This is a genomic window from Haloarcula sp. 1CSR25-25, assembly GCF_032027985.1.
GTDB lineage: Archaea > Halobacteriota > Halobacteria > Halobacteriales > Haloarculaceae > Haloarcula.
In genome coordinates this window covers 206286-232187 of record NZ_JAHYBW010000002.1, presented here as the reverse complement: position 1 = coordinate 232187, position 25902 = coordinate 206286, and the positions used below count along the sequence as shown (strand labels likewise).

Annotated in this window: 29 protein-coding genes; 12 read left to right on the top strand and 17 right to left on the bottom strand. The window is 67.8% G+C overall.

The features are described 5' to 3' along the window. Positions 1-67: 67 nt before the first annotated feature. Positions 68-667, bottom strand: coding sequence for a hypothetical protein (locus tag KZ498_RS06225; RefSeq protein WP_312617715.1), 600 nt, complete (start codon positions 665-667; stop codon positions 68-70). Between the two features lie 192 nt (positions 668-859). On the opposite strand from KZ498_RS06225, the gene gatD reads away from it, so the two are divergent. The 3 genes from gatD (at position 860) to KZ498_RS06210 (ending at position 4800) form a co-directional block, all read left to right on the top strand. Next, a complete protein-coding gene (gene gatD / locus KZ498_RS06220) occupies positions 860-2107 on the top strand; it encodes a Glu-tRNA(Gln) amidotransferase subunit GatD (RefSeq protein ID WP_312617713.1) in 1248 nt (415 codons plus the stop codon). A 92-nt stretch (positions 2108-2199) separates the two neighbouring features. Further along, positions 2200-3093, top strand: a complete 894-nt coding sequence (locus KZ498_RS06215) for a GNAT family N-acetyltransferase (protein WP_312617712.1) — start codon at positions 2200-2202, stop codon at positions 3091-3093. A gap of 51 nt (positions 3094-3144) precedes the next feature. After that, a complete protein-coding gene (locus KZ498_RS06210; protein ID WP_312617711.1) occupies positions 3145-4800 on the top strand; it encodes a histidine kinase N-terminal 7TM domain-containing protein in 1656 nt (551 codons plus the stop codon). A gap of 18 nt (positions 4801-4818) precedes the next feature. Here the strand turns inward: KZ498_RS06210 and KZ498_RS06205 are convergent, their stop codons facing one another. The 3 genes from KZ498_RS06205 to KZ498_RS06195 form a co-directional block, all read right to left on the bottom strand. Beyond that, positions 4819-5097, bottom strand: a complete 279-nt coding sequence (locus KZ498_RS06205; protein ID WP_312617710.1) for a ubiquitin-like small modifier protein 1 — start codon at positions 5095-5097, stop codon at positions 4819-4821. Positions 5098-5205: 108 nt separating this feature from the next. Continuing rightward, entirely contained in the window at positions 5206-6978 is a 1773-nt protein-coding gene (locus KZ498_RS06200; protein ID WP_312617709.1) for a TrkA C-terminal domain-containing protein, read from the bottom strand. Next, on the bottom strand, positions 6975-8255 hold the full coding sequence (locus tag KZ498_RS06195; RefSeq protein WP_312617708.1) for a TrkA C-terminal domain-containing protein: 1281 nt from the start codon (positions 8253-8255) through the stop codon (positions 6975-6977). Before KZ498_RS06195 ends, KZ498_RS06200 begins: the two co-directional genes overlap by 4 nt. A 29-nt stretch (positions 8256-8284) precedes the next feature. Between KZ498_RS06195 and KZ498_RS06190 the strand changes: the two genes are divergently transcribed. Next, on the top strand, positions 8285-9454 hold the full coding sequence (locus KZ498_RS06190) for an NAD-binding protein (protein ID WP_312617707.1): 1170 nt from the start codon (positions 8285-8287) through the stop codon (positions 9452-9454). Here KZ498_RS06190 and KZ498_RS06185 read toward each other — a convergent pair. Next, a complete protein-coding gene (locus KZ498_RS06185) occupies positions 9451-10965 on the bottom strand; it encodes an HPP family protein (RefSeq protein WP_312617705.1) in 1515 nt (504 codons plus the stop codon). The genes KZ498_RS06190 and KZ498_RS06185 overlap by 4 nt on opposite strands. An 86-nt stretch (positions 10966-11051) precedes the next feature. Continuing rightward, positions 11052-11777 carry a nucleoside phosphorylase gene (locus KZ498_RS06180; protein ID WP_312617703.1) on the bottom strand — a complete coding sequence of 242 codons (726 nt, stop codon included), beginning with the start codon at positions 11775-11777 and terminating at the stop codon, positions 11052-11054. 86 nt (positions 11778-11863) lie between these two features. Here KZ498_RS06180 and KZ498_RS06175 point away from each other — a divergent pair, with 86 nt between their 5' ends. After that, the gene (locus KZ498_RS06175; protein WP_312617701.1) at positions 11864-12085 is read left to right on the top strand and encodes a hypothetical protein; all 222 of its coding nucleotides are present in this window, start codon (positions 11864-11866) and stop codon (positions 12083-12085) included. Between the two features lies 1 nt (position 12086). Here KZ498_RS06175 and KZ498_RS06170 read toward each other — a convergent pair whose 3' ends face one another. Next, entirely contained in the window at positions 12087-12563 is a 477-nt protein-coding gene (locus KZ498_RS06170; protein ID WP_312617699.1) for a hypothetical protein, read from the bottom strand. Between the two features lie 75 nt (positions 12564-12638). Further along, positions 12639-13475, bottom strand: a complete 837-nt coding sequence (locus KZ498_RS06165) for a DUF63 family protein (protein ID WP_312617698.1) — start codon at positions 13473-13475, stop codon at positions 12639-12641. Between the two features lie 174 nt (positions 13476-13649). Between KZ498_RS06165 and deoC the strand changes: the two genes are divergently transcribed. Together deoC and KZ498_RS06155 are read left to right on the top strand one after the other, a co-directional pair. Next, entirely contained in the window at positions 13650-14345 is a 696-nt protein-coding gene (gene deoC / locus KZ498_RS06160) for a deoxyribose-phosphate aldolase (protein WP_312617697.1), read from the top strand. Positions 14346-14395: 50 nt separating this feature from the next. Next, positions 14396-15679 carry a tRNA (N(6)-L-threonylcarbamoyladenosine(37)-C(2))-methylthiotransferase gene (locus KZ498_RS06155; protein ID WP_312617696.1) on the top strand — a complete coding sequence of 428 codons (1284 nt, stop codon included), beginning with the start codon at positions 14396-14398 and terminating at the stop codon, positions 15677-15679. A 59-nt stretch (positions 15680-15738) separates the two neighbouring features. Here KZ498_RS06155 and KZ498_RS06150 read toward each other — a convergent pair whose 3' ends face one another. The 3 genes from KZ498_RS06150 to KZ498_RS06140 form a co-directional block, all read right to left on the bottom strand. Then, entirely contained in the window at positions 15739-16125 is a 387-nt protein-coding gene (locus KZ498_RS06150) for a DoxX family protein (protein ID WP_312617695.1), read from the bottom strand. 33 nt (positions 16126-16158) lie between these two features. Next, complete coding sequence (locus tag KZ498_RS06145; RefSeq protein WP_312617693.1) at positions 16159-17073, bottom strand: cation diffusion facilitator family transporter; 915 nt, start codon at positions 17071-17073, stop codon at positions 16159-16161. Between the two features lie 74 nt (positions 17074-17147). Continuing rightward, complete coding sequence (locus tag KZ498_RS06140; protein ID WP_312617692.1) at positions 17148-17684, bottom strand: HIT domain-containing protein; 537 nt, start codon at positions 17682-17684, stop codon at positions 17148-17150. 243 nt (positions 17685-17927) lie between these two features. Between KZ498_RS06140 and KZ498_RS06135 the strand changes: the two genes are divergently transcribed. Next, on the top strand, positions 17928-18125 hold the full coding sequence (locus KZ498_RS06135; protein WP_312617691.1) for a hypothetical protein: 198 nt from the start codon (positions 17928-17930) through the stop codon (positions 18123-18125). 181 nt (positions 18126-18306) lie between these two features. On the opposite strand, the gene map is transcribed toward KZ498_RS06135, so the two are convergent. Together map and KZ498_RS06125 are read right to left on the bottom strand one after the other, a co-directional pair. Further along, a complete protein-coding gene (gene map / locus KZ498_RS06130) occupies positions 18307-19203 on the bottom strand; it encodes a type II methionyl aminopeptidase (RefSeq protein WP_312617690.1) in 897 nt (298 codons plus the stop codon). Positions 19204-19246: 43 nt separating this feature from the next. Then, positions 19247-20089, bottom strand: a complete 843-nt coding sequence (locus KZ498_RS06125) for an isoaspartyl peptidase/L-asparaginase (protein WP_312618505.1) — start codon at positions 20087-20089, stop codon at positions 19247-19249. A gap of 151 nt (positions 20090-20240) precedes the next feature. Here KZ498_RS06125 and icd point away from each other — a divergent pair, with 151 nt between their 5' ends. Beyond that, the gene (gene icd, locus KZ498_RS06120; protein ID WP_312617689.1) at positions 20241-21503 is read left to right on the top strand and encodes an isocitrate dehydrogenase (NADP(+)); all 1263 of its coding nucleotides are present in this window, start codon (positions 20241-20243) and stop codon (positions 21501-21503) included. Between the two features lie 261 nt (positions 21504-21764). Here the strand turns inward: icd and KZ498_RS06115 are convergent, their stop codons facing one another. Next, a complete protein-coding gene (locus KZ498_RS06115) occupies positions 21765-21992 on the bottom strand; it encodes a hypothetical protein (RefSeq protein ID WP_312617687.1) in 228 nt (75 codons plus the stop codon). Positions 21993-22073: 81 nt separating this feature from the next. Between KZ498_RS06115 and KZ498_RS06110 the strand changes: the two genes are divergently transcribed. Next, on the top strand, positions 22074-22301 hold the full coding sequence (locus KZ498_RS06110) for a hypothetical protein (protein ID WP_312617686.1): 228 nt from the start codon (positions 22074-22076) through the stop codon (positions 22299-22301). Between the two features lie 22 nt (positions 22302-22323). Here the strand turns inward: KZ498_RS06110 and KZ498_RS06105 are convergent, their stop codons facing one another. Both KZ498_RS06105 and KZ498_RS06100 read right to left on the bottom strand, forming a co-directional pair. Further along, complete coding sequence (locus tag KZ498_RS06105) at positions 22324-23121, bottom strand: hypothetical protein (protein WP_312617684.1); 798 nt, start codon at positions 23119-23121, stop codon at positions 22324-22326. 116 nt (positions 23122-23237) lie between these two features. Beyond that, a complete protein-coding gene (locus tag KZ498_RS06100; protein WP_312617683.1) occupies positions 23238-23576 on the bottom strand; it encodes a cupin domain-containing protein in 339 nt (112 codons plus the stop codon). Between the two features lie 218 nt (positions 23577-23794). On the opposite strand from KZ498_RS06100, the gene KZ498_RS06095 reads away from it, so the two are divergent. Both KZ498_RS06095 and KZ498_RS06090 read left to right on the top strand, forming a co-directional pair. After that, a complete protein-coding gene (locus KZ498_RS06095; RefSeq protein ID WP_312617681.1) occupies positions 23795-24319 on the top strand; it encodes a DUF5817 domain-containing protein in 525 nt (174 codons plus the stop codon). After that, the gene (locus tag KZ498_RS06090) at positions 24316-24666 is read left to right on the top strand and encodes a hypothetical protein (protein WP_312617680.1); all 351 of its coding nucleotides are present in this window, start codon (positions 24316-24318) and stop codon (positions 24664-24666) included. The genes KZ498_RS06095 and KZ498_RS06090 overlap by 4 nt, the downstream gene beginning before the upstream one ends. An 18-nt stretch (positions 24667-24684) precedes the next feature. Here KZ498_RS06090 and hmgA read toward each other — a convergent pair whose 3' ends face one another. Next, on the bottom strand, positions 24685-25902 hold the full coding sequence (gene hmgA, locus KZ498_RS06085) for a hydroxymethylglutaryl-CoA reductase (NADPH) (RefSeq protein WP_312617679.1): 1218 nt from the start codon (positions 25900-25902) through the stop codon (positions 24685-24687).

Below are 25902 nucleotides of genomic sequence, written 5' to 3'. Positions count from 1 at the left end.
CTGGGACCGCGAGCAGTATGGTCCTTGTGGGGTCTGCCAGCAGTCGTGGTCGAGGGGATGGGGCGGCTCAGATACCGAGCCAGTCGTCGTTGCTGACCGAGTAGCCGTTCGACCGACAGAACTTCGCCGCCTGTCGGCGGACGTCGCGGGACCCCGGCAGCTTCTCTTTGTCGTGGATGCGCTCGATAATCCAGTCGGCGATGACCCGGATACCCTCGTCCTCGTCGTCCGCGTCGATGGCTTTCAGTTCCCGGAAGGTCTGCTCGTAGCCGTCGCGCTGTGAGGCGCCGAAGGACGCGCTCTGGTATTCGTCAGCGGCCTCCACGATGCGCTTCATCGCACTGGCCACCGTCGGCTGCTGGACTCGAGTTCGGACCTCGGCTGGCGATTCGAAGGACTCGATGTCCGCGGCCGGAAGGAGGTCCGCAACGGCGAACGTTCCCTCTGTGGACTCGATTTCGTGGTCGCCGACCGCAGCGACCACGTCAGCCGCCGTCGCCGGAAATTCGAGCGATTCGACTTCCGTCTCGAAGTACGCGAGCGCCGTTGGGTCGACGGGCGGCTCGGGTTCGTCCGCGCGCTCAAGCTCCTCCGCGATGGCGCGCTCGCGCTGGCGGCGTTGCTCGTTCTGGGCCTGATTTTCGCGGCCGTTCTTGTTGTCTGCCATACTTGTTAGGAGAATGTCGAGTCAGATAATCCTGTGGTCTGGTAGCGTTCGGGACCTGCGGTACCGACCGTGTGACTCTCCGACCGGGACCGCTGTCCGTCTCAGCCCCGGCCCGTCGGCAGGTTCGGCGCGTGACCGAGAGCGCTCGCCGAAACGAGTGGGTTCAAGTCCCACCGGCGGAAAGTGCCGCGCATGAACGCAGGCGACCGGGTCCGCGTCGAACGCGCGGCCCAGAGCTACGAGGGCGTGTTGCTCCCGTCGAGTACGCCCGACCACCTCGTCGTCAAACTCGACGGCGGGTACAACGTCGGCATCGACCGCGAGGACGCGTCCGTCGACGTACTGGAGTCGGACGTGTACGACGTCGAGAGCGCACAGGACGAACAGGGGACCTCCGAAATCGAGTTCGACGACGACCTGCCGACGGTCTCGCTCATCTCCACCGGCGGAACCATCGCCTCGACGGTCGACTACCGCACCGGCGCGGTGACGGCCCAGTTCGACGCCGAGGACGTCCTGCGAGCGGTGCCGGACCTGGCGGGGATGGCGAACTACCGCGGCCGCGTCGTCGCCAACATCCTCTCTGAGAACATGACCCCGGCGGTCTGGCAGGACCTCGCACAGGCAATCCACGAGGAGATCGAGGCCGGCGCGGACGGCATCGTCGTCATGCACGGCACCGACACGATGCAGTACTCCGCGTCGGCGATGTCGTTCATGCTCGATACCCCGGTCCCCATCGTCTTTACGGGGAGCCAGCGGTCGGCCGACCGCCCGTCCTCGGACAACGTGATGAACGCCGTCTCTGCCGTCGAGGCCGCCACGAGCGACTGCGCGGAGGTGCTGGTCTGTATGCACGCCGACGAGTCCGACGACCGCTGTGCGCTCCACCGCGGGACTCGCGTCCGGAAGAACCATACCTCGCGCCGGGACGCCTTCGAGACGGTCGGCGCGAAGCCCCTCGGCGAGGTCGACTACGACATCGACGGCGAGAGCACGGTCACGTTCCGCCGCGAGTACGCCGAACGGGACGGCGCCGACCTGGCGCTGCACGACGATATCGAGACGGACGTGGAACTGCTCAAGTTCTCGCCGGGGATGGACCCCTCGCTGCTTGCGGCCGCCGCCGAGAACAGCGCGGGCATCGTCATCGAGGGAACGGGGCTGGGCCACGTCAACACCGACTGGATCGGGAGCATCGAGGAACTGGACCTCCCGGTCGTCATGACCAGCCAGTGTCTCGAAGGGCGGGTCTGTGACCGTGTCTACGACACCGGCCGGGACCTGCTCGACGCCGGCGTCATCGAGGGCGAGGACATGCTCCCCGGGACGGCGAAGGTCAAACTCATGTGGGCCCTGGCAAACAGCGACGACGTGGCCGACACGATGGGGGAACCCCTGGCCGGCGAGATTCAGCAGCGCTCGACGCCGTGGCTGTAGCGCCGAGCCCGGTAGAGTAGCCCGAGTGGAGGCGAGTCCGGACTGGGGCACCGACGCGACCCTTTTTCACCGTCGCGGGAGTGTCTCTCCGCATGTCGCCGACTGTTCGGACGGCCCGTCACGACGACTACGACGACGTGGTCGAACTGACAAGCGACGTCTGGCCCGACAGAGCGATGTCCGACTACATCCCGGACGTGTTCCGCGACTGGGTCGACGCCGACGGCCCGGACCGGAAGACCCTCGTCGTCGACGTCGACGGCCAGGCCGTCGGCCTCTGTCAGGCCGTCATGCTCACTGAGACCGAGGCGTGGTTCCAGGGCATGCGCGTCGACCCGGCCTACCGGGGGAAGGGGTTCGGGTCGCTGCTGACCGAGCGCCTCGTCGAATGGGCGGCCGACGCCGGCGCGGAGGTCGGCCGGAACATGGTGTTTTCCTGGAACGAGGCCGGGCTCGGACAGTCGCTGGCTGCCGGCTTCGAACCGGTCACGTCGTTCCGCTTTGCATACCCCGAGCCACGGGGCGAGACGCCCGAGATGAGCGTCGGGAACGACCCCGGGGCCGCGTGGGACTACTGGCGGGAAAGCGACGGTCGGGACGTGCTGTCCGGCCTCGCGCTCGACAGCGGTGAGCGCTGGGCGCTCTCGACGCTGACGCGGGAGACGCTCGACAGCCTGGCGACTGCCGAGGCGGTCCTGACCGTCGGCGACGACGACCCACGGGGGATGGCCCCTCGTGTCCGGACGACCGAAGCCGACGGCGAGCGGCTCGCGGAGTACGCGGTCGGGGTGTGGAGCGACGTCGACGCCGCACGGGCGTTGTTCGCTGCGATAGCCGCCGACGCAGCCACCCTGGGCGTTGCCGCGACGCGGGTCCTCATCCCGGAGACGCCACGTCACGTGGCCCAGGCCGCGTACGCCGGCGGGAGCGTCGACGAGTGCCCGGACTTCGTGTTCGAGATCGACGGCCTCGAAGCGTTATCATAGGCGATAACGCGGACATAACACTCATTGAAATATCCGCCATACCCCTTGTAGATGAATCTGGTCGGGAGTTCACCGGCATTCCTCGCGTACGTCGCAGTGTATGCCCTCGCGGCAATCGGGTGCGGTGTCGGGCTCTATAAGGCGACCCGCATCGAGGACGCCGATACGCGCCGCGGGATGGTCGGATTGCTCCTGTGTAGCGGTGGCTGGGCGGCGCTGGAACTGGGCTACCTGTTGACGCTGGGGACGCTGGGATACGCGTTCTACCTCGGCAGCCTCGTCGTCGGCCTCGCCACGGTGGGCGCGTGGCTGTACTTCTGTTCGGCGTACACGGGGCGGTCCTTCCACCGGGACCGGCGGTATCGCGTAGTTGCCGTGGGCCTCTATCTGGGTATCGTCGGGGTGAAACTGACCAATCCGTTCCACGGCCTCTACTTCGCCACGCAGTTCGTCACCGACCCGTTCCCCCACCTGGCAATCTCACACAGCGTGTTTCACTGGGTGGTGACGGGCCTCTCCTATGCGCTCGTCAGCGTCGGCTTCTTCATGCTGCTCGAGCTGTTCCTGGAAGCCGACTACGACACCCGGCCACTCGGCGTCCTCGTCGGCGTCACGGCGCTGCCGGCGGTGCTCGATATCGTCGGGTACGCCAGTGACGTCCTGCTCGACATCAACCACGAGCCGCTGGGCGTCGCGCTGTTTGCGGTCGGGGTCCTCTACGTCTTCGACGAGGCGTTTCTCGCCGTGCAGCTGACCGACGGCGTCGACGACGCCGTGGTGTATCTCGACGACGACGGCCACATCAAGGAGTCCAACGGCAAGGCACAGCGGCTCTTCCCGACACTCGACGGCAGCCGAGGGGAGACACTCGATACAGTACTGCCGGCAGTGACTGAGATACTGGAAACGGACGAGCAGATCCTCGAACGGAACCGGAACGGCGGGGCGGAGTACTATCTCATCAGCGACACCTCGTTCTCGCTGGGACAGGTCGACATCGGCCGGATGCTCGTGTTCACCGATGTCACCGAGAGCGAGCGACGTCGCCGGGAACTGGACCGCCAGAACGAGCAACTGGAGGGCTTTGCCACCGCAATCAGGCACGAGCTTCTGAACACGCTCCAGATAATCACCGGCCGCGTCTCTGTCGCCGGTGACGCCCTGGACCGCGGCGAGGTCGACCTGGCCAAAGACTCCCTCCAGTCGACGTCCGAGACGGCCGCCCGGATGTCCGAGATCGTCGACGGACTCGCGACGCTGGCCCGACACGGGCAGACAGTCGACGAGACGATGGCCGTCGACCTCCGGACGGCCGTCGAAGGGGCCTGGGACCGTGCCGACACCGACGGGCTCACCATGGCGGCCGACGTGGAGGGGCGGGTCATCGCCGACCCGACCCGCTTGCGGGACCTCTTCGAGAGCGGGTTCAGGTTCGCGGCACACAACGGCGCGTCGACGGTCACCGTCGAGCGGGAGGCCGACGAGATCGTCATCACCGACGACGGGGACCCGGCGGGCGAGACAGCGCCGGAGGCCTTCTTCGAGTACGGCGGCGCGATGCCGGGCGCCGCGGCCGGGATGACGCTCCCGAACCTGCGGATGCTCGCACGGACCCACGGCTGGGGCGTGACACTCGATACCGAGTACCAGGACGGCGTCCGAATCGTCATCTCGAACGTGACCCTGGCGGGACCGCTGGAAAACTGACTCGTCCGACAGCCCGTGTCAGCCGCCGCTGACCGGTGGGAACAACGCGAGTTCCGTCCCCTCGTCGACTGCCGTCGTCAGCCCCTCGCCGGCGGCGAACGGGTCTTCGCCGTCGACGAGGAGCCGGATGTGGTCGGCCAACTCCCCGTTCTCGTCGAGTACCTCCTCGGCGAGTGCCGGTCGCGCCGCGAGCAGCGCATCGAGCGCCGTCTCGACCGTGGCGTCTCCCTCGACATCGACGCTGACCGACTGGCCGTCGGCCGCGTCCCGGAGGTGTGCGAACAGTTTCCACTCCATGTCCCTACTCCGGGCGTCCGGCAAAAGAGGGTTCCGGACCGCGGTGTGCCCGGTCCGCTACAACAGCCGACGAGGGGAGCCTGCGACGGCGTGGTTCCGCCGACGGTGCTACCCGCCGTCTCGGTCCGGTCTCTCCGAGTCCTCGCCGGCGGTCGACGCGTCGTCTGTGTCATCTTCGCCCGCTGCCGGCGCTTCGGAGTCCGCCGAGTCGCGGTCTTCGACTCCGTCGGCAGCGGGCTCGCTGTCCACCTCGTCGATTCGCTCCTCCGGGTCCCACACCTCGACGGTGTCGTCGTCCGCAGTCAGGTCGTCGTCCGCAGTCAGGTCGTCGACCGCGTCCTCTACCTCATCGTTCCGAAGTGCCTCCAGCGGGTCGTCGTCCGGTGATACGCCGGGCACGGTCGGCCTGTCGTCGGCATCGCTGACAGCTGTCCCGTCATCAGCGGCGCTGTCAGTCGGTTCGTCGACGGTGTCGGTCGTGCCATCAGCAGCGGTCTCGGCCGCGTCGACATCGTCGTCGGTGTCGTCGGCCGTCTCGACCGCTGGTTCCGCCCGTGTCCCGTCCCGCTCGTCTCCGGCAGCGGGAGCAGACACACCGGACGGTGCGTCTTCGGCGTCTGCATCGTTTTTTTCGTCCGCATCATCTTCCTCGCTCGGGTCGCCTTCGGACTCGCCCGCCGGAGCCGCTGTCGTAGCCGCTTCACCGGGTCCCTCCGCCGCTTGCTCCATCCGCCGGAGCGCGTCCGGCGTGGCGATCGCGTAGATAGTGTCGCCGGCCGCGAGCACGTGCCTTCGGGACGGGATTGTCTCCGGCGCTCTGTCGTCGCGGGTGATCGCGACCACCGAGACCGCCAGACTGCCGACCGGCGCGCCGTCGAGCGGGCTCCCCGGTTCGACGGTGGCCGTGCCCATCGTCTCGTCGGCCGCCCGGAGCAGCGAGGCGAACTCCCGGTCCGAGCGGTCCTGGACCGGGAGCGTGACGAGCTTGTACTGCGTCTGCGGGTCGAGTTTCGGCGTATCGGAGGCGTCAATGGCGACCGTTACCACGTCGTCGGCAACGCCCCGGAGTTCGCCGGTGAGCACGCGTCTCGCCGGCGCTCGCTCCCAGACCTGGACGAGGTCGCCGGCGCTGGCGGCGTGGGCGGGGTCGGCCCGGATGGCGACGGCGTTCGTGGAGGGCGGCAGCGTCGGGCCGATACCGGCCGCCCGCGAGCCGACCGCGAGGTAGTCGACGCTGCCGTCGTCGGCCAGTTCGACGTCCACGTGGCCGACGCCGTAGTCGGTCTTGAGCCGGGCGACCAGCCGGTCGCGGAGTTCGTCTTTCGTCAGCCGGCGCGGGAAGAGGAACCGCCGGTCGGCGAGCGTCTCTTTGGTCTCCTCGGGCATCGGGTCGTAGCCGATGATGTCGTCGATCTCCTCGGGGAGGCGGACGGACGTGACCCGGCCGACGGTCTGGACGATCTCGCTCACGTCGGCGTCGATGTTCCGGCCGCCGGTCGCGGCGAAGAGATCGACGCCCAGCCGGTCCCCGATTCGCAGTCCGCCGTAGGCCCCGACGCCGCCGGCGAGGAACGCGGCGAGGTTCAACAGGACCGCACCGGCCGCCAGCACGTCCTCATCGCCGAGGATGACCTCGCTGAGCGCGGTCGTCGCGCCGATGACGAGGACGACCGCAGTCAGTCCGAACAGGAGCGCCAGCCCGGTCTGAATCCGCTCACGGACGTACCAGCGATAGAGGACAGCGATAGCGCCCGCCGGCGTCGCAGCGAGAAGCGCAATCGCGAGCAGCCACACCACGCCCTCGACCAGCGCCTGCGACAGCGGCCCCAACTGCAGGTTCGCACCGACCTGTGTGAGCAGTGTCGGTCCGAGCGGCGTCATGCGACCGCCTCCGCGAAGGCGTCGAGGTCGGTGCGGCGGCCAATCGCGTACAGTTCGTCGCCGGCCCCGACGGCCGCGCCGCCCCGCGGTGCGACCTGCCAGCCGTCCGGCGTCCGGATGGCGACGATGGCAACGTCGTGGGCCTCTCGGACGTGGGCGTCCCTGAGCGTCGTCCCGTCAAGCGGGCCGTCGGCCCGGACGGTGAGCCGGCGGAACCGGCTCCCGGCCCGCCGGAGCAGGGAGACGAGTTCGTACTCACGGTGTGTGCCGCGGGGTTCGACCACGACTTTTGGCTTGGCTGACCGGAGCAGCGGTTGCACGTCCGTCCGGGTCACAGCGACCGTGAGCCGTCCCTCGCCGCCATCGGTCGTCGGTGCCTGGACCGGAACCGGGGACGGCTCGGCGTCGGCGACGTCCGGTTCTGTCGGCGTCTCGGCGGCCGTCTCGTCGGCCGACGGAGTCGACCGAGCGCTGACGACGGTCCCCCGGACCTGTGCGTCCTCGGTCAGCACCGTCACCTCGTCGTTGCGGGCCAGGCCGGTCGGTAACAGGGCGTCCACCGAGACGGCGTGGCGGTTGTCGCCCACGCGCTTCGACAGGCCGGAAAACGGGGGCGCGGCGACGACTGTCGCTCGCCCCTGCTCGTCGATCGAGACGGCGGCGTCGCCGAGGTCGAACTCCGATTTCAGCCGCTCCTCCATCCGGCGTTCGAGCTCGCCGATGCGGAGGTCGGCCGGGAACCGCCACTCCTCGGTGCGGATTTCGGCCCGGAGCGGCTCCGACAGCGGGGGATACCCCTCCATGTCGGCCACGTCGCCGAGAACGCGGATGCGGACCTCGCCGCGGCCGCCGACGAACTCGACCACGTCCGCGGAGAGTTTCTTCTCGCGCAACCCCTTCAGCGAGAGGCGCTTCGGGAACTCCGCCCCGAGCTTGTCGCCCTTGCTGTGAGCGTACAGCGACACCATCCCGACGAGGATGATCGCAGTAATGATTCGCTCGGCGTTAGGGGCCTGCGTGATCGACTTATCGGCCAGCGCCATGAGCCCGCCGCTGACGCCGGCGAGTGCGATCGCCAGCACGACGACACCGAACCCCGGCACGGTAATGCCGGTAAAGTACTTGAAACTGAACCCCAGCGCCCACGACACGAGCGCCGGTATCACTCCCACCAACAGCCCCAGATAGATGCCCATCAACACCTCAATCGGGAGCGATGCCATGTCCACATCCAGCGTGGCCGGTAGTAAATCGCTTCCGGCCCGCGGACAGTACATTTACACCGACCGCTGTAATCTGGATGGGTATGGACAGACCGCGGGACTGGCTCGGGGCACGCGCAACCATCCTGTTGCCGGTGCTGGTGGCGGTGCTGTCGTTTGTCACCGGCGTCGTCAACATCAGCGCCGTGACTATCGGCGGCCCGCTCGCCGAGTTCGTTCCCCGGAGCATCCAGCGCACGGCCGGCTTCACCGGCGCGCTCACCGGGTTCACGCTGCTGGTCAGCGTCGTCGGTCTCCGACGCCGACTCCGTATCGCCTGGTACATGACAGTCGTCTTGCTTCCCGTCGCAGCGGTCCAGGGCCTCGTCCAGAGTTCGGCGGTGTCGCTCCCGCTCGTCGTTCTCTCGCTGGTCTCGCTCCCGACGATGTTGCTGAACCGGCGCCGGTTCGACCGGCCGATCGACCTCTCGACGGCGCAACTGGCCGCGGGCGCTGCACTCCTCGGCTCGCTCATGTACGGGACGGCGGGTTCGTACGCGCTCCGGGACGAGTTCACCAACCTGTCGACGGCGACCGACGCGTTCTACTACACGCTTGTCACGGCCAGTACCGTCGGGTACGGCGACGTGACCCCACAGAGCCAGCAGGCGAAGCTGTTCGGCATGTCGGTGGTCGTCCTCGGGACGGCCAGTTTCGCCATCGCGCTGGGGTCGCTGCTGGGACCGGCAATCGAGAAGCGGCTTTCGGAGGCACTCGGAAACATGACTGACGCACAACTTGACCTGCTCGAGAACCACGTGCTGGTGCTCGGCCACGGCGACCTGACGGAACCGATTATCGAGGAACTGACCGGCGCGATAGAGTTCGTGGTCATCACGTCGGACACGGAGACGGCCACACAGCTCCAGCAGCGGGACATCGCTGTCCTGACCGCCGACCCGAGCGACGAGGACCCGCTCCAGCGGGCCGGTATCGAGGACGCAGTGGCGGTCGTCGCGGCGACGAACAACGACGCACAGGACGCACTGGCGATACTGACGGCGAAGACGCTCAACCCCGAGGTCAACATCGTCGCCGCGGCGACCGACCGCGAGAACATCGAGAAGCTCCGCCGTGCTGGCGCGAACACGGTCATCAGCCCGGCGGTGCTGGGTGGCCATCTCATCGTCCAGTCCGCGCTGGGTCGGGAGGGGATGGAGAACATCGCCGACCACCTGCTCGACGTGCGTGACGAAGACGACGCAGACATCTAGGCGCGGCCGCGGTCGACGATAGCGACGTCCGTCTCCACTTCTTCCAGCCGTTCGAACGTCGGCGGGGAGATGAACCGCGAGGCCTTGCTCCGGTCGCGGCTCGCCCCGATCATGACCAGGTCGTACTGCGGCCCGGTTTCGGAGAGGAACGTATGGATGTCCATCCGCGGGACCCGCGTCTCGAACGCGCCCTCGTACGGTTCGATGAGGTCCGCGAGCATCTCCTCGGCCCGGCGGCGGTCCCCGCGGGAGCCGATACAGGTCGCGACGGCGACCCGCCCGCTCCGGCCCGCCAGTCGCGTGGCGAAATCGACCATGTTGTGGGCCACGTCGCTGACAGACCGCACGGGGACGAGGATCTGCTTCCAGCGGGTCCGGTCGCTCCGCGAACGGTGGACGACGATATCGCTCTTGCTCCGGAACAGCCGCTGTAAGTACGGCGTCAGCGCCCCGTGTCGGCTCTCGTAGGGCGCGACGATGAGGTCGCAGTTGGTCTCGGCCGCGGTCTGCAGCGTCGTCTTCGCAGGCGACCCGTCGTCGCTCGCGACGACGACCTGGCAGGAGACGCCCGTTCGCGTCTCGATCCGGTCGGCGTGGGTCTCCAGCCAGTCTACTTCCGCTTCGAGGTCAGTCCGGTCGGGCACCACCGACGCGTCGGCCGGGTCGCCGCCGTCGCCGACGAGGCGGGTCCGGGCCGACGGCGGCTCCGACCCGTTCTCCGACCGGATGTCGAGCTGTATCGTATCCCGCATGAGCGATTGCTGGGTCGTGGCGGCGTCGCTGTCCGAAACCATATCCAGCAGGACGACTTTGCCGGCCTCGTGGGCGGCCGCGAGCCGCGCGCCCAGCATCGCCGTCTGGCCCGCCGACTCGCCGCGCATCGGGACGAGAACGTGGTCGTCGCCGGACATCGACTCGTACAGGTACGTCGCCCGCTGCTCGTAGAACTCCTCGCGCCAGACGACGAACAGGGCCGCCACGAGCGAACTGGCGACGAAGATGCTGGCGACGAACACCGCCCGCTGGTTCGGTTCGACCAGCAGCGCCAGCAGGGCGGTGGAGTACGACGACGGCTCCTCTATGTCGAGCGGCCAGGTGACCACGCCGGTGGCGAAGACGGCGAGACCGGCACCGAGCGCGCTGACGGTGAACTGGCCGCCCGGGGCCGTGAGATAGCTGTTCGAGACAGCGAGCGCGGCCAACCCACAGACCGCGCCGATGGTGAGTCCCGCGACGAACCGCTTCGGGTCGGAGTACTTGCTCGTCGGGTCGACGAACAGCGTGTACGACCCCGCCGCAAGCGGGGGAAACAGCAGGAAACTCAGTTGCGGAACGGCGTTGGCCAGCGTCGTCACCAGCACGATAGCCAGCGGCACGAACACCAGCATGGAGAGGTGGACGAGGTTTTCGGTCACCTCGGCCCACCGTCTGAAGTCCCGGAGTTCGCGGCGCTCGACCCGCCGGAGCCGTCTGCCCGCCCTGCGGAGTCGCTTCCGGAACCGGTCGAGCATACAGGTTTCCACGGGAGACGGTCTGTTAAGCCCTCCGCCGGAGTAGGCGTGGCCGGCCCCACATACAGGTCCGGCAGCGGCGATGCCTACAGCGACGTGGTCGCCGTCAGACTGATATCGATGGCGCGCTCGACGTTGTTCCTGGCCTTCTCGGGGAGTTCGTCGTCCTCGGTTTCGCCCTTCTGTGTCCCCTCGACGAGGTTCCCGTCGACGGTGCAGATAGCCCCCGAGCGCAGGCCCTTGCGGCGACACAGCGAGAACAGCGCGGCGGCCTCCATCTCGACGGCGAGCAGGCCGGCGGCCTCCCAGTCGTTGATGTACTCGTCCGTCTCCGCGTAGAAGGCGTCGTCCGTGGCGATGGGGCCGACGTGAACGTCCTCGTCGTTGGCCTCGGCGGCGTCGACGAGCGACGAGAGCACGTCGTAGTCCGGGACGGCCGGGACGGTGTCGGATTCGTAGCGCCCGGTCGTGCCTTCGTCCTTGGCGGCGCCGCTGGCGACGACCATGTCGCCGATCTCGATGCCTTCCTGGAGCGCGCCGGTCGTTCCGACGCGGATGAGCGTCTCGACGCCGACCGCCTCCAGTTCCTCGACGGCGATGGCCGTCGACGGCGACCCGATACCGGTCGAACAGATCGTCAGCTCGCGGCCCTCGTAGGTCGCGTTGACGAGCTTGTACTCGCGGTTCTGGGCGACGACCTCGTGGTCGTCACAGAGGCCCGCGATGCGGTCGACGCGGCCGGGGTCGCCCGGCACGAGCGCGATGTCTGTCAGGTCACCCGGCTCGACGAGTAGATGCGGCTGTTTCGCCATACCGGCCCGTCGGACGGAACGGTTTAGTAGTCGGTGGATTCTCGCCAGTCACAACAGTGAGGTAGGACGCCCGAGAGAGGGGAGGTATGGCAGACGACATCTCGCTGTTCGACAGGCGGATGCGGGGGCCGGCGGGTATCGCCGTCGCTGCCGGGGTCGCCCTCGGACTGCTGACCGGCTACACCATCGACGCCGGAACGCCGGAGGGCCCCTCCTGGACCCTCGTCGTCCCGTTCGCAGCGCTTGCGACCGTGTTCCTGTATCTCGGCGCCTACAGGAACCTCTCGAAGCGGGTCGGGAACGAGTAGCTCACACCTGCGTGACGAGCACCGGCACGAACAGGGCCAGCGCCGTGCCGAAGATGAACGCTGTCAGTGCCCACTGTCGGACGGTCTCCTCGGCCCTGTCCCGGAGGCTCCCGCCGAAGCGGAGCATGGCGACGCGGGCGAAAAAGACGTAGATGAACGCGGTGACGCCCGCAGCCCCGACGACGTGTGGGAGCAACGGGACGCCGTTGAGCGAGACTGCCGTCGGAAGCACGGGTGAGAGAACAGCGACGACCGCGCCGTACAGCAGCGCCGCGACGACGGCGGTACCGTGATGGACGACGACGGCGAGGCGACGGCTCACCGCGGTCGGGTCGGTGCGAGTGAGTCCGGCCGCGGCGACGTACGCCGGCAGGTACCCCTCGTCCTGTGTCACCATCGGGATGTTCAACAACAGACCGACGACCGCGCCGGCGACGACACAGACGAACGCCCACTGCGAGAGGGGGTACTCGAGCACAGTTCTCTCCATCCTCTCGGTGCCAATGAGCGTTGCGTCGTGCAAGCAAACACTCACCGAGCCAACAGTTCCGGGTCAGACCGGGATGAACAGGAACAGGACGATGTTGTTTGTGGCCGGACCGATGCCGACGGCGGTCACGAACGAAAGCAGGAGACTGGCCTCGACGGGTTCCTCTGCCAGGTAGTCGTCCAGCAGGAAGACGACCGCAATCGCGACGAGCAGTTTGACGAACACGAACAGCCAGCCCGTGCCGAGATACGGGGCCGTCGGGAGCGTGCCGGCGAACTCCATGATGCGGGCCGGGATGGGCGTCCGCTCCGTGATGCCGATGACGTCAGCGCCGACTGCCGTCGAGACGCCGTCGAGCATGTGCGCGAACACGACCGTCGGGGCCGCGTAGCGCATCCGGACGACCACCGGCGTCCGCAACAGCGCGACCGCGAGGACCGTCACAGCGGTGACGACTGCCGCGACGACGACGGCGACGGTCGGCCAGATGAGCCCCAGCAGGCCGGACTCCAGTGCCATCACGACGCCGATGACGAGCAACACCGTCAGGAGTCCGATGCCGATGTACCCCAGATTACGCGATATCGTCTCGCTGTGGCCGCGTCGGACGCTGAAAAGCGTCAGCGCGATCCAGACGACACCCAGCGTGACGAACGTCGTGAGATACACCGCCGGCGCGCCGAAAAGCGGGGCGACCACGGGCCTGTACGCCTCGATAGGGGGCTGGTGGAACGCGTGGAGCGCGCCACCGAGCGCCATCCACGGCGTCAGGGCGACCACGGTCCGCTGGTCGACCGGTGGTTCGAGGGCGTACAACAGCGCTGTCACCACGAGTGTGCCCGCAAGCAGCGCCACAGTGTACTCGAGCGGCGGGAGCGCTAACCCCGAAGGCAGTACCATGTCCCCCACGCCGACCCCGACGACGGAAAACCTTCCGAACGCGACCGGCGGTGGCAGTATCGGCGATGGTGGGGGCCGTCCCGCCGGGATTGCAGAGTCAACGGAACCGAAACGGGAGCGCGCCACGGCTGTCGCCCGCCGTCTTTACGTAGACACCACGCCTCACTCCGCGGTATGGACGACGTACCAGACCGTATCGAGCACACGGTCCTCGGACCGACGACGACGCCGGACGACGTACGGACCTGCCTCGACGAGGCGCTGCAGTACGGCATGCGGGCGTGCATCCCGCCGTGGGCGCTCCCGCTGGCGACGGAGTACGCGAACGTCCCGCTCACGGCCGTCATCGACTTCCCGCACGGGCAGGGCCAGACCGACAGCGTCTGCCAGGCGGCCAAACTGGCCTGGAACTCCGGGGCGGAGGAACTGGATATGGTGTGTAACGTTGGACTGCTCAAGGCCGGCGAGGACGACGCGGTGGCGGACCACATCACCGAAGTCGTCGCCAGCGTCCCGGTCCCGGTGAAGGTCATCGTCGAAGCGCCGCTGCTCTCCGACGACGAACTCGAACGGGTCGGGCAACTCGCCGCCGACGCCGACGCCGCGTATCTCAAGACCGCGACGGGGTTCAGCGAGGGGGGCGCGACGGTCCACGACGTGGCGATTCTCAGCAAGTACCTCCCGGTGAAAGCCAGCGGCGGCGTCGGGTCCTGGGCCGACGCCGAGGCGATGTTCGAGGCCGGAGCCGAGCGTATCGGCGCCTCCAGCGGCGACACCATCGTCCGGGAGTGGCAGGCCGAGGCGGAGGGTGCTGCAGCGCCCGAATCAGAGCCGGACCGGGACGACGCGGACACGGACGACGGCTACTGACCGGTCCAATCCGTCGCCCTTTTGCCGTCCTGGCGACAGTGTCTGGATGAATGGCCCGGTATCACATCGAGACGTACGGGTGCACCTCGAACAGAGGTGAGACCCAGCAGATAGAGCAGGCGCTCCGGGAGGGCGGACACCACCCCGCCGACGGCCCGGAGGCCGCCGACGTGGCGATTCTCAACACCTGCACGGTGCTCGAGAAGACCGAACGCAACATGCTCGCACGGGCCAAAGAACTCGAGAAAGAGACGCCGGCGGACCTCGTTATCACTGGCTGTATGGCACTCGCCCAGGGCGAGCAGTTCCGGAACGCCGACGTCGACGCCGAGGTGCTTCACTGGGACGACGTCCCCCAGTACGTCCTCAACGGCGAGTGTCCGACGGTGACCCCGGACACCGAGACGGTACTGAACGGCGTCGTCGGCATCCTCCCCATCGCCCGGGGCTGTATGTCCGACTGCTCCTATTGTATCACCAAGCAGGCGACCGGGCGGATCGAGTCGCCCTCGGTCGATGAGAACGTCGAGAAGGCCCGCGCGCTGGTCCACGCCGGCGCGAAGGAGGTCCGCATCACGGGCCAGGACACCGGCGTCTACGGCTGGGACACGAACCAGGGGACGAGCCTGCTGCCGGAGCTACTCGACCGCATCTGCTCCGACATCGACGGCGACTTCCGGGTGCGTGTCGGCATGGCGAACCCCAAGGGACTCCACGGCGTCCGCGAGGAGCTCGCGGCGGTGTTCGCCGAACACGACGAGCTGTACAACTTCATCCACGCGCCGGTCCAGTCCGGTAGCGACGACGTGCTGGCCGACATGCGACGCCAGCACGCCGTCTCGGAGTACCTGGAGGTCGTCGAGACGCTGGACGACCGTCTGGACTACTGGACGCTGTCGACGGACTTCATCGTCGGCTTCCCGACGGAGGAGCCAGCCGACCACGAGCAGTCGATGGCGCTGCTGCGCGAGACCCGCCCCGAGAAAATCAACGTCACGCGCTTTTCAAAGCGGCCCGGCACCGACGCCGCCGATATGAAGGGCCTGGGCGGCCAGACGAAGAAGGACCGCTCGAAGGAGATGAGCGAGGCGAAGATGGAGCTGATGGCCGAGGCCTACGAGGAGATGGTCGGCCGCACGTCCTCGGTGTTGCTCGTCGAGGACGGCACAGACGAGTCGCTGGTGGGCTACGACGAGGCCTACCGGCAGGTCGTCATCGCCGACGCACAGGAGCGCGGCCTCGAAATCGGCGACACGGTCGCCGTGGAGATTACGAGCCACAACACCGTCTACGCCTTCGGCGAGCCGGTCGAGCGGGCACAGGTCGCGGACTGAACTCGCCGTCGGCTCACAGTGCCATCGTATAGCTGGGCCTTCTTGTCGGGACCGGCCCGTCAGTCGCCGCCGTAGGCCTCGCGAAGGAACGTTATCGCGGCGCCGAACATCGCGAGGTTGCCGAAGAAGGCCAGGCGCTCGCCGCTCTGGCTGTCCGGGTCGGCGTTCCAGAAGTCGTGCATCGTCGGGGTCACGACGGCGAGGAACGTGGCGACAGCACCAGTAGAGACGCGGGGGAGCCGCCAGAACGCCGTTCCCAGCCCGCCGACCAGCATCATCCCCGAGGCCAGCGGGGCCAGCAGGTCCGGTGCGGGGACCCCCGCCGACTCGGCGTACTCGACGGCATCCTCCATGTCGCGGAAATCCTCGGCGGCCTGGAGGGCCACACCGAGGCCGAACAACAGTCGTCCGAGCGCAACCCAGCTACGTGATGAGTCGTCGGCCATACGCCAGTACATGACACGGGGGCTACTAAAACGTCACTCCAGGTCAGCGAGTCGCTCGACCTCCTCGTCGGGTTTCCACTCGCCGAGTTCCTTCGGGTCGACGTGGATGAACGCGTCGTCGACCTCGGGGAGTTCCTCGATGGACTTGATGACCGCCGTCTCGATGTCGTGGGCCTCGAACAGCGTCAGGTCGCCCTCCACCTCGATGTGGAGGCTCACGTCGATCTCGGGGCCGACGTAGTGGGCGATGACGTCGTGTGCGCCCCGGACCTGCGGGTGGTCGAGCGCCCGGCGGAGGATTTCGCGCCGGAGGTCCTCCGGCGGTGCGCCGCCGACGAGATAGGTGACGTTGTCCTGGACGACCTCGATACCGGTGTAGATGATACCCATGGCGACGACGAGTGCGGCCAGCGGGTCGGCGATGGGGTAGCCGACCATCGCGCCGGCGACGCCGACCAGCGCCGCCCCCGCGGTGAGGATGTCGTTGCGGTTGTCCTTCGCCGTCGCGACGAGCGCCGGGGAGTTGCGGTCCGTGCCCGCGCGGAGACAGTAGCGGTAGAGGCCGTACTTCGTTACGGCCGAGAACGCGAGCACGAGCACGGCGGCCGGACCCTGTGTCACCGAGACGTTCCCGGTCAGCAGCGCGGTACCGGCGTTCCAGAGGACCAGGCCCCCGGCGGCGAAGATGCCGGCGGCGACGAACAGCGAGACGAACGGTTCGATGCGTTCGTGACCGTGGGGGTGCTCGAAGTCCGGCGGGCGCGTCGTCAGGTACAGCCCGGCGACGACCACCAGCGAGTAGGCGGTGTCGGCGGCGCTGTTGACCGCCTCGGACTGGACGGCGAAGCTCCCGGTGGTAAGCCAGACGCCGGTTTTCAGCAGAACGAGGAGGAGATTGACACCGAGAACGAGCAGGCCGACCCGCCTGAGCGTCGCGCGGCGTGACATTGCTCGCCCGTTGTCGGGCCGCCGTCAAAGCCGCTTCGACACCGGCGCAGTCCCCGGCGGGGGTTCCGGCCACCTCAGCTGATGCGGACGGCCCCGTCCTCGGGAGCGGTCGTCCCGTCCTGTGACGCGAACGCGGCGTAGAGCCGGTCGTAGGTGTCTTCGACGGCCTCGACGATGACCTTCGTGTCGCTGATGACCGGCATGAAGTTCGTGTCGCCGTTCCACCGCGGGACGACGTGGGTGTGGAGATGGTCGTCGATCGAGCCGCCGGCCGCGGAGCCGCCGAGGTTTAGGCCGGTGTTAAACGCGTCCGGGGACAGCGCCGTCTCCAGCGCGTCGAACGTGCGCTGTTTCAGTCGGGCGTGGTCGAGCAGGGTGTCGTCGTCGAGATCGCCGTACTCGCCGGTGTGAGTGTGCGGGATGACCATCACGTGACCGGGGTTGTACGGGTAGTTGTTCAGGAGGACGAAGGCGTGGTCGCTTCGCGCCACGAGGTTGTTCGCCCGGTCGTCGTCCCCCTCCTGAAACGCACAGAACACGCAGTCGATGTCGGGGTTCGTCTCCTCGCGTTCGACCCACTCGATACGCCACGGCGCGAACACCTTGTCCATACCGCCACTTGTCGACCCACCAGCAAAAACGACGTGACTGGCGGTGTCGAAGCGATATATAAAAGTGTTGGCCGTTCACGGTCGCGTATCGGATTCTACGACCAGAGAATCCCTATTAAACGTTCTCCACAGCTCTGAGAGCGTTTTCCGTACGAATCGGGCCCCGTCCGGCGATAAACAGTGCTGAACGGACCAGAACGGAAGGGGGTTTTTATACTGTCTACCCGGCTTGTGTCGGACGGGATGGCAGCGACAAACGACGGCGTTGACATGGCCGAGCACTGCACGACGTGTGACCGTGAGACGCCCCACGCCGTACGCGTCCAGATACAGACGGAGTCCGAGAAGCACGAAAACGCGGCGTTTTCCCGCGAACCGTACCGGGTCAGCGAGTGTCAGGTCTGTGGGGCGACCACGTCCACCCGGATGAACAACGCCTGACCATCCCGCCCCGACTTTTCCGTACGCCACGCGGTCTCTGACTGCGTGGCCACACACCCCCCACCCATCGTTTCCATACCCCGCACAGTTACTGACAGTGTGACAGACGCGCCCATCGCACCCGTTCAGACCAGCTCTGGAGTGGGGGGCTCGAAAACAGTACTCCGGTGTCAGTCCGTCCCTACCGCGAGCGCGTCGTCACTTCACAGCCGTCCTCGGTGATGATGACGGTGTGTTCCTTCTGGCTGACGTACGCGTCGTCCTGTTCTTTGAGTACCGGGTAGCCGTGGACGATGTCCTGCTGTTTCAGGCGGCGAAGCGCCATCTCCGCTCGCGGCGAGTCGAGCCAGCGGGCGGCAAACGGCAGCGTCCGGTACTCCTCGGTGATCTGTTCGAGGACCTGTCGGGCCTGCCGGTTCCGGACTGACCCCTCCCGTTCGAGGGCGAAGATCTCCTCGTCGGCCCCTTCCTGCACCTTGCCGCGGCCGTCGGTGGCGAACGGCTCGATGGCGACCACGTCGCCCACGTCGAGCGTCGCGCCCTGTGCCACCTCGCGGTTCGGGATGTTCGGCGACGTGTGCTGTTCCCAGTGGCCGAGGCCGTGGCCGGTGAGGTTCACGACGGGGTTGTAGCCGTACCCCTCGATGACCTCCTCGACGGCCGCGCCGATCCGGCCCACGTCGACACCGGGACCGGCGACCTCCAGCGCGGCGTCCAGGGCCTCTGCGGGGGCTTCGGCGAGTTCGTCCTGCCCGGAGAGGTCGACCGTGACGGCGGTGTCGGCGAGCCACCCGTCGACGTGGACGCCGATGTCGAGGTTGATCATCTCCTCGCCGAAGGTCGCGTCGTCGTCGCGCTCGGGGGTGGCGTGGGCCGCCTCCTCGTCGATGGAGATGTTCACCGGGAACGCCGGCTTGCCGCCCAACTCCCGTATCTCCTGCTCGGCCCACTGGGCGATTTCGAGATGGGAGACGCCCACCTCGACGCGCTCGGCCGCCTCGTCGCGCACCTGTGCCAGAATCTCGCCCGCTTCGCGGCATTTCTCGTACTGCTCGGAATCGAAGTCCACGTCAGTCATGCACGGCGGTTAGTCGGTGGCGGGCAAAGGGGTTTCCCTCTGGCTATCTCGTCGCGGTCTGCATCGCGGCAGTGTTGCGCTCGGCCCCGGTGTGGCCGGCGTGGTCGAGCACGATAACGCCGGCACGCCCGCCGGTGGCGTCCTCGAACGACGCGATCGCCTCTTCCGCGGCCTGTCGCGGGCCGTACGTGTCCAGGCGTTCGACGGCGCGGCGGGCCAGCCCGAACCGGGCGATGGCCTCCCCCTCGCCGGTCGCGCTTGCACCGCCGCGCTCGTCCGCGTAGAAGCCGGCGCCGATCTGTGGCACGTCGCCGACCCGACCGGCCAGCGCGAACCAGCGCCCGGCGGTCGAGGTTGCCGCTGCAAGCCGCTCGCCATCGGTCGCAACCGCGCCGACGGTGTCAGTGCCCCTGAAATGCTCACGGACCCATTCGAGGTGGGCGGCGGGCCCGCCGTCGGGCGGATCGGCGGCCTCGTATCGCTGTCGCGTCTCCGCAGTCGTGAGGTCGCGACCCGTGTCGACGCCCACGCCGGCCGCGAAGTCGGCAGCCTCGTCGCCGGCGAGGAGAACGTGGGGTGTCTCTGTTCCCACGGCTCGGGCCACGTCCGCGGCGTGTACGACGCCGGACATTGCACACACCGCGCCGACCTGCCCCTCGTCGGTCATCAGCCCGGCGTCGGTCCGCACCGTGCCGTCGCTCTGTACGGCCCCACCGATACCGGCGTTGAACGCCGGGTCGGCTTCGAGCGGCCGAAGCGCGGTCAACACCGCCTCCATCGGACGCTCCGTTTCCGTCGCCTGTTCGGCGGCATCGGTGAGCGTCTCCCGCCGGTCGGCCGGCGACGCCGGTGGACTGCCCGCGCCGCCGTGGACGATGACGTGCATGCGAAACAGTTGACACACGAGCGTCATATCACCTCCGACTGTGGCGATAATGATGTGTCGGCGTGCGGTCGCTGTCCGCCCTTTGCGCGCAGTGTTACCACGTCTGAGGCAAAGCGGCACGCCTTTAGGGGCGACTGTCAATTTGCGGAATATGGGCTACGATTACGACAAGGTGGAAGTTCCCGACGAGGGACAGCAGATTCAGGTCACGGAGGACGACGAACTCGACGTTCCGGAGAACCCGATCATCCCCATCATCCACGGGGACGGAATCGGAAGGGACGTCGGTCCGGCCGCACAGAAGGTGCTCGAAGCCGCCGCGAACGCCACCGGTCGAGACATCTCCTGGATGCGCGTCTACGCCGGCCAGTCCGCCCGGGACAAGTACGACGAGAACCTCCCCGACGACACCGTCGAGGCCATCAAGGAGTTCAACGTCGCTATCAAGGGGCCGCTGACGACGCCGGTCGGCGCCGGCTTCCGCTCGCTGAACGTGGCACTCCGCAAGACGCTCGACATGTACGCCAACGTCCGCCCGACGTATCACATCGACGGCGTCCCCTCCCCCGTCAAGGAACCCGAGAAGATGGACATGATCACCTTCCGGGAGAACACCGAGGACGTCTACGCCGGCATCGAGTGGGAGGCCGGCACCGACGAAGTGCAGGAGGTCAAGGAGTTCGTCGAAGACGAGATGAACTTCGACGAGACCATCCACGACGGCCCGGTCGGCATCGGTGTCAAACCGATCACCGAGTTCGGGACCAAGCGCCTCGTCCGTGAGGCCATCGACTACGCCATCGAAGAGGACAAGGACACCGTCACCCTCGTCCACAAGGGCAACATCATGAAGTTCACCGAGGGCGCGTTCCGTGACTGGGGCTACGAGGTCGCCGAAGAGGAGTACGGCGAGGACGTCATCACCGAGGACGAGCTCTGGGACGAGTACGACGGCGAGGCACCCGAGGGCACGCTGGTCGTCAACGACCGCATCGCCGACAACATGCTCCAGCAGCTCCTGACCCGTACCGGCGAGTACGACGTCATCGCGACCATGAACCTCAACGGGGACTACATGTCCGACGCCGCCGGCGCACAGATCGGTGGCCTCGGCATCGCACCCGGTGCGAACTTCGGGACGGCCCGCTGTCTCGCAGAGCCGGTCCACGGCTCGGCGCCGAAGTACGCCGGCGAGGACAAGGTCAACCCGACCGCGATGATCCTCTCCGGTCGTCTGATGCTCGAATACATGGGCTGGAAGGACGCCGGCCAGCTCGTTCGTGACGCCGTCGAGGAGACCATCTCCTCGGGCAACGTCACCTACGACCTCGAGCGCCAGATCGAAGGCGGCACGAAGCTCGCTACCAGCGAGTTCGCCGAGAAGGTCGTCGAGAACATCGAGAAATTGGCGTAAGCCGATTTCTCGTCCTCTCACGGTGCAACCGTGAGAACATCGAGAAGCTCTCGTAGAGAGCTTCTGGGCTCTGGCGACAAAGCCGCCAGAACGTCGAGAAACTGGCCTGAAGCCGACGCCTCGGGCTCGCGCTGACCGCTATTTTGTATCGATAGGAGACCGGGACTGGCGAGGCGAGCGGCCACGCTGTCGGGCGCTGCCGTGGCGACGGTGAAACGTGGTCGGCGTTCCTCGTACCGCGGTATCTCTGGGTAGGAGCCGTTACTCGGTCAGTGGAAGGACCACGCCGAACACGAGCGGCGAGAGGAGCCCGACGAGAATGCCGAGCACCTCCATGTCGACCAGCAGCGTGTCCCCCCAGGCGGGTAGCGTTCCGAGAACGGCGCTCCCGACGAGTTCCCCCGCGATGCCGAGGAGGAACAGCCCTGCCCCGAGCATGAACCCGCGCTTTGCGAGTGTCGCGTAGTCCGCGTTCCAGTTCTGGCTCATAACGGTGCGTTTTCGCGGGCCTACTAAGCTCTCTCGAATCGAAAAAGCTACAAGCGGGTTCACACTGATATCTGTCCACACATGGTTGGCTCAGAATCGATTCCGGGGCTACTCGAACTCCTCCTCTCGACGCTTCTCGCGGCCGGACTGACCGTAGGGGGAGCACTCACCGAACAGGCCGCTCTGGCCGACCTGTCCGGCGGCATCTCGGCGCTCGCTCTCTGGGAGGTCTACATCGGACTGGTCCTCCTGTACGCCGGCTACACCCTCGGCACACAGCGAGTCCTGCCTGCCCTCGGCGGCGCGTGAGCCCGTTCGTGCGCGAAGGCGGTTATTCCTGAAGCGACCGCCGGGTGGTGTTTGTGACCCACTCCGGCCGGACGACTGTCGTGGACCCAATATCTGTCACCCGAAGGTCTCGTAGGACACGGACCCGCTGTCCGTTCCGCTCGGCGTGGTACGACAGCCGAAGCGCCTCGACGATGCCGTCCTGGCTGACGCGGAGTCTGACAGAGACGTTACCGGGGTCACCGACGAACAGCGGCGTCGCGAGCCGGTCGGGGTTCCTGAACCGGGTGCCGACGAGGACGACGCCACCGTCGGTCCTGTCGGCGACGGAGAGGTCGACGGACTCCCCGACCCCGAGTATCGTCCGGCGCTCCGGGAGATCCGAGACCGGGCCGTCATCGCGGACGGTCCACCGGACCCGACTGGGCCGGTTCACGCGCTCGTCGTACCGGGCAGCGACGATACTGCCGTTCGTCCAGTAGTCGATGCGGCTCGTGTAGGTGTTCAGTTCCGTGCCGCTCTGGCGGAAGTGCCCGGCGTACACCGTCCCGTTCGCTGCGACGTTTCGAGAGTGGTTTGACTCCCGGAGTACCGTCCCGTTGCGGTCGGTGACCCGCTGGCGGGTGACGAGCGTGTAATTGCTCGTCGCGAGCGTCCGCGCGTGGGCGCTGGCAAGCGCCGACGGGACCACTGCGTCCTCGCTCACGCCCGGCGGATAGCCGGCCCCGTCGGTCGGCACCGCCGCCGGCGTGACCGTCCCGGTGCTATCCTGCTGGACGAATCCCGAACAGCCGGCGAGTACCAGCGCGAGCGTCACGACGACAGCCACTGCCCGCGTCATCGGTTGCCATTCGGTCGCAGGCCACAAACAGTTGTGGTTATACTGTCGGCTGTACCTATTGCAAGAGATTCGCCACCCCGGAGGCGAAATTCGTCACAGACGGACAGCCGACAGTACTAGTCCTGCCAGTCCGGGTTCGGTCTGGGCGGACTGAACACGTCGATTCCGCGGACCGGCTCCTCACCGTCGTTGCGCGCCTCGTGTGGCTCCCCGCCCGGGATGACGTAGGAGTCGCCGGGGCCGATGACGTACTCCTCGCCGTCGACGTGGAAGGTGAACGTCCCCGCCGCGACGTAGCCGACCTGCTCGTGGCGGTGGCTGTGTTCCGGGACGGCCGCGCCGGGTTCGATGTGGAACCCCTGGACGCTCATCCGCTCGCCGACGGCCATCTGTGTCAGGTGAACGCCGTCGACTGCCTCGACTGTCTCACAGGCCGCCTGTGGTACTTCCTCCATGCGCCGTGGTGTCGCGCCCGGCCCACCTAAGCGTTCGTCCGCTAGCAACGTTCGTTTCTGTCTTGATTCGGACTGATATCAGCCAGAAAGCCCCCGCGCTATCGAACCGGCTACTGGGTGGGCCGTTCTGGCTGGTCGTCCGTCCGAACACCGATCTGCACACTGTCGTCGCGTTCGCTGTCGGTGGATTCAGTACCGTCCGGCCCTGACGGGGAGGTATGTACGCGGTCGTCGGGTGTAGTGATTGCAGCGCGCTGTGGGTCACCGAGGGGCGACCGGAGACGACCCAGTGTCCGCGGTGTGGCACGCGCCGCAAGCACGAAAAGCGCCGGAAGTTCGTCGAGACGGACGACGAGGCCCACGCACGGGAGGTGCGGGCGTCGATGCTGGCCAACCGCCAGGGGGAGGGCGACGCCTTCGCGGAGCTTGCCTCCTACGCCGAGATGGAGCGGCAGGTCGACGACGCGGGCGTGGACGACGAGACGTACCTCGGGGATTCGGGAGTCGACACCGAGGCCGTGTCGGCGGCCGCCGACCGCGCCGAACAGGGGGCGACGGGCGGGGCAAGCCGCAAGGAGACGGTCACGAACGCGCTGCGGGAACTGGACGAGCCGACCGAGGACGATGTCGTGGCCTACGCCGAAGAGCGCGGCGTCCCCGCGTCGTACACCCGGCGTGCGCTGGACAAACTCGTTCGCGCCGGCGACGTGTCCAAGAGCCGGGGGCAGTACCGGCTGCTATGACCGCGACGCTGGATCTAGAGCCCGGCCCCGTCGCGGTCGGCACGCTCGTCGGCCTCGCCGGCCTGCTGTTTCTGGTCACGCCGGTCGTCGAACCCGTCGCCGTCGGTTCGCTGCGGGTGAGCACGGTCGCGCTCTCGGCGGTCGTCCTGACGCTCGGGTTCGCGCTGGGAACGGTCGTGTTCGCCCGGCGCGGCCGGCGGCTGTTCGCCATCGCCCACGGCGTCTTCGCCGTCGCGTGGGCGCTGCTGGTGCTCGGCCCGCTGCTGGGGCGGGAAGCGCTCCTGCTGGCCGGCGTCGTCGTGCTGGTTGCGGGCGCCGGCTTTCTTGTGAGCCAGCGCCGGCAGTGACGACGCACCGAGGCGGCGCTACCGCCCGAGGTCGGCGTGTGCCGAGGAGAGATGCCGAGAAGAGAGCGCGGCAAGCAGGGACAGTTCCCCTGCCAGCGCACCGGCGGCGATGACCTCCGCGAGCGCGTCGGCGTTGCTCCCGGCGGGGTCGCCGCCGCCGCCGTAGCCCAGCACGTCCAGGGCCTCGGACTGCGTGGGAAGCCCCGTCCCGCCGCCGACGGTACCGACCTCCAGCGACGCGATGGTGACCGAGGCGTACAGGCCGTCCTCGCGGGCGTCGACCGTCGTGATGGCGTTGCTCCCCTCGACCACCTGCGCGATGTCCTGCCCGAGCGCGAGGAAGGCCGCGGCGACGACGTTGGCGGCGTGGGCGTTGAACCCCAGCGCGCCGGCTTTCGCCGACCCGACGAGGTTCTTGCGTGTGTTGGCCTCGACGATAGCGTCGGAGGTCGTATCGAGTCGGTCCTCGACCTGCTCGTGTGGGATGAGCACGTCCGCGGCGACGGTCCGGCCCCGGCCCTCGATAGCGTTGATTGCGGCGGGCTTCTTGTCCGAGCAGAGGTTGCCCGACAGCGCGACGAGGTCGGCGGGCGTCTCGGACTCGACGACGTCGCAGGCCGCTTCAGTCGCGATGGTGGCCATGTTCATCCCCATCGCGTCCTTGGTGTCATAGGAGAATCGCAGGAAGACGCTGTCGCCGACGACGTAGGGCGTCACGCCCTGTAGCTCGCCGTGGCTGGTCGTCGATTCGGCGGCGTCGGCGAGAGCGTCGACGTGCTCGCGGACCCAGGCCGACACCTCGCCCGCCTCGGCCACGTCCGCGACGCGGAACACCGGCGCGCGCGTCATCCCGGATTTGAGGACGCGGGCGGTCGCGCCGCCGGCGTTCCGGATCGTCGAGACACCGCGGTTGACCGAGGCCAGCAGCGCGCCCTCGCTGGTCGCCAGCGGGAGGTGATGGTCGCCCTCGGCGGCCCCGCCGTCGACGGGCAGCGGGCCGACGACGCCCATCGGGACCTGGGCCGCGCCGATCATGTTCTCGATGTTGCTCTCGGCGTCGGCGGCGTCGAAGGTGTAGTCGCCGACCGCAGAGAGGTCCGCGTCGGTCTCCTCGGCCAGCAGGTGTCTGCGGGCCGCCGCCGCGGTGTCGGGGTCGGCGTGGGCTTCCAGTTCGTAGAGCCGCAACTCGCCCTCGCGGACGCGCTCTGCGAGCGCGATTACGTCGGAGTCGGTCAT

Bases quoted from the DNA above. Each gene is read 5' to 3' on its own strand.
- KZ498_RS06225 (WP_312617715.1), bottom strand. From the start codon at position 667: ATGGCAGACAACAAGAACGGCCGCGAAAATCAGGCCCAGAACGAGCAA.
- gatD (WP_312617713.1), top strand. From the start codon at position 860: ATGAACGCAGGCGACCGGGTCCGCGTCGAACGCGCGGCCCAGAGCTAC.
- KZ498_RS06215 (WP_312617712.1), top strand. From the start codon at position 2,200: ATGTCGCCGACTGTTCGGACGGCCCGTCACGACGACTACGACGACGTG.
- KZ498_RS06210 (WP_312617711.1), top strand. From the start codon at position 3,145: ATGAATCTGGTCGGGAGTTCACCGGCATTCCTCGCGTACGTCGCAGTG.
- KZ498_RS06205 (WP_312617710.1), bottom strand. From the start codon at position 5,097: ATGGAGTGGAAACTGTTCGCACACCTCCGGGACGCGGCCGACGGCCAG.
- KZ498_RS06200 (WP_312617709.1), bottom strand. From the start codon at position 6,978: ATGACGCCGCTCGGACCGACACTGCTCACACAGGTCGGTGCGAACCTG.
- KZ498_RS06195 (WP_312617708.1), bottom strand. From the start codon at position 8,255: ATGTACTGTCCGCGGGCCGGAAGCGATTTACTACCGGCCACGCTGGAT.
- KZ498_RS06190 (WP_312617707.1), top strand. From the start codon at position 8,285: ATGGACAGACCGCGGGACTGGCTCGGGGCACGCGCAACCATCCTGTTG.
- KZ498_RS06185 (WP_312617705.1), bottom strand. From the start codon at position 10,965: ATGCTCGACCGGTTCCGGAAGCGACTCCGCAGGGCGGGCAGACGGCTC.
- KZ498_RS06180 (WP_312617703.1), bottom strand. From the start codon at position 11,777: ATGGCGAAACAGCCGCATCTACTCGTCGAGCCGGGTGACCTGACAGAC.
- KZ498_RS06175 (WP_312617701.1), top strand. From the start codon at position 11,864: ATGGCAGACGACATCTCGCTGTTCGACAGGCGGATGCGGGGGCCGGCG.
- KZ498_RS06165 (WP_312617698.1), bottom strand. From the start codon at position 13,475: ATGGTACTGCCTTCGGGGTTAGCGCTCCCGCCGCTCGAGTACACTGTG.
- deoC (WP_312617697.1), top strand. From the start codon at position 13,650: ATGGACGACGTACCAGACCGTATCGAGCACACGGTCCTCGGACCGACG.
- KZ498_RS06155 (WP_312617696.1), top strand. From the start codon at position 14,396: ATGGCCCGGTATCACATCGAGACGTACGGGTGCACCTCGAACAGAGGT.
- KZ498_RS06150 (WP_312617695.1), bottom strand. From the start codon at position 16,125: ATGGCCGACGACTCATCACGTAGCTGGGTTGCGCTCGGACGACTGTTG.
- KZ498_RS06145 (WP_312617693.1), bottom strand. From the start codon at position 17,073: ATGTCACGCCGCGCGACGCTCAGGCGGGTCGGCCTGCTCGTTCTCGGT.
- KZ498_RS06140 (WP_312617692.1), bottom strand. From the start codon at position 17,684: ATGGACAAGGTGTTCGCGCCGTGGCGTATCGAGTGGGTCGAACGCGAG.
- KZ498_RS06135 (WP_312617691.1), top strand. From the start codon at position 17,928: ATGGCAGCGACAAACGACGGCGTTGACATGGCCGAGCACTGCACGACG.
- map (WP_312617690.1), bottom strand. From the start codon at position 19,203: ATGACTGACGTGGACTTCGATTCCGAGCAGTACGAGAAATGCCGCGAA.
- KZ498_RS06125 (WP_312618505.1), bottom strand. From the start codon at position 20,089: ATGCACGTCATCGTCCACGGCGGCGCGGGCAGTCCACCGGCGTCGCCG.
- icd (WP_312617689.1), top strand. From the start codon at position 20,241: ATGGGCTACGATTACGACAAGGTGGAAGTTCCCGACGAGGGACAGCAG.
- KZ498_RS06115 (WP_312617687.1), bottom strand. From the start codon at position 21,992: ATGAGCCAGAACTGGAACGCGGACTACGCGACACTCGCAAAGCGCGGG.
- KZ498_RS06110 (WP_312617686.1), top strand. From the start codon at position 22,074: ATGGTTGGCTCAGAATCGATTCCGGGGCTACTCGAACTCCTCCTCTCG.
- KZ498_RS06105 (WP_312617684.1), bottom strand. From the start codon at position 23,121: ATGACGCGGGCAGTGGCTGTCGTCGTGACGCTCGCGCTGGTACTCGCC.
- KZ498_RS06100 (WP_312617683.1), bottom strand. From the start codon at position 23,576: ATGGAGGAAGTACCACAGGCGGCCTGTGAGACAGTCGAGGCAGTCGAC.
- KZ498_RS06095 (WP_312617681.1), top strand. From the start codon at position 23,795: ATGTACGCGGTCGTCGGGTGTAGTGATTGCAGCGCGCTGTGGGTCACC.
- KZ498_RS06090 (WP_312617680.1), top strand. From the start codon at position 24,316: ATGACCGCGACGCTGGATCTAGAGCCCGGCCCCGTCGCGGTCGGCACG.
- hmgA (WP_312617679.1), bottom strand. From the start codon at position 25,902: ATGACCGACTCCGACGTAATCGCGCTCGCAGAGCGCGTCCGCGAGGGC.